The organism is Geofilum rubicundum JCM 15548, assembly GCF_000974365.1.
Classification (GTDB): domain Bacteria; phylum Bacteroidota; class Bacteroidia; order Bacteroidales; family Marinilabiliaceae; genus Geofilum; species Geofilum rubicundum.
Genome location: NZ_BAZW01000164.1, coordinates 1 through 1,090, shown reverse-complemented (window position 1 = coordinate 1,090; position 1,090 = coordinate 1). Strand labels below are relative to the sequence as shown.

The 1,090-nt window shown below is 50.3% G+C and carries 2 protein-coding genes; both read right to left on the bottom strand.

Going from position 1 to position 1,090, the window contains the following annotated elements:
- Nucleotides 1–809: efflux RND transporter permease subunit (locus JCM15548_RS20555; RefSeq protein ID WP_162198308.1), on the bottom strand; the 809-nt coding region annotated here is incomplete at its 3' end.
- Nucleotides 794–1,090, bottom strand: a 297-nt coding sequence (locus tag JCM15548_RS22080) for an efflux RND transporter permease subunit (protein ID WP_162198307.1), incomplete at its 5' end; no start/stop codon positions are given. The genes JCM15548_RS20555 and JCM15548_RS22080, both read right to left, overlap by 16 nt.

Genomic DNA, 1,090 nt, shown 5'->3' with positions numbered 1-1,090 from the left:
GAATAACCCTCCTTTTGCGACGCCGTAAAAATCTTCTGAACGGGCTTCAAGGGAATACGATCGAGTAGGGCAGGGACCAAAAACAGGGAGACGGCCAGTGAAACCATTAAATTGATCAGCAGCACGATGGCAAAATCAATCAGGTTGAGTCGCTGTTGCTCCTTCAAAAAGAAAATGACCACCATGGCGCCCATGGTGGTTAAAGTGGCCGCCAGCACCGCTAAAAAAGCCTTCCGGTTGTTATTGTGGCGAATATGATCCGCCATCACAATGGTGTTGTCAATGATCATCCCCAGGGAAACAGTTATCCCGGCCAGGCTGTACAAATGAATTTCAATCTCCAGGATGTAATAAAAAATAACCGCCACACTCAGGTTGGCCACTAAGCTCAGCGCAATAATCAACAAATACCGCCAGTTGCGGCTCACCAGTATCACAAAAACCAGCAATATAATCATGGCCAGAAAAGCCCGCGAGGTAATCTTCCGCACCTCCTGATTGATCTCCTTCGAGGCATCATAGTTGACCGCCAGCGAAAAATTCGGCGGAAATCCCGGTTGCAGATTTTTAACCACGTTCTTTACCTCTTCGGCCAGCTCCACCTGGTTGGCCCCTTTGTCGGTATGCACCGTCAGATAAATGGTGCTGAGTCCGTTCACCCGAAAATAACTCCGCGGCAATTGCTCCTTTAAGCGGGGAACCGCCACATCCGTCAACCGGACGATCCGATCATTGGTTTGCGCCACAATGATGTCGTCCCAATTCAGGTTCTCCGCCTGCTGGCCCCCCACGGTCAGGTTAATGGCCAACTCTTCCTTATCCTTTTCATATAGGCAATGCCGAGGTGATGCCTTTCCAGATAGGACCTTACAGCATCGGACAACTGCCATTCATTCAGTCCATAGCCTTGTAACACATTCTTGTCGTACGCCAGTTCCCACTGCATGGCAGTGGCGCCATAGGTGGACACGCTGCTGATACCCCCTAAAGGGGAGATGTGCGGAATGATGTGCTTGTCCACATAGTGTTTCAAGCTGATACTGCTGCCCTCACCATTAACCGTGTACACCAGTAATTGGGGCGAGTCCTG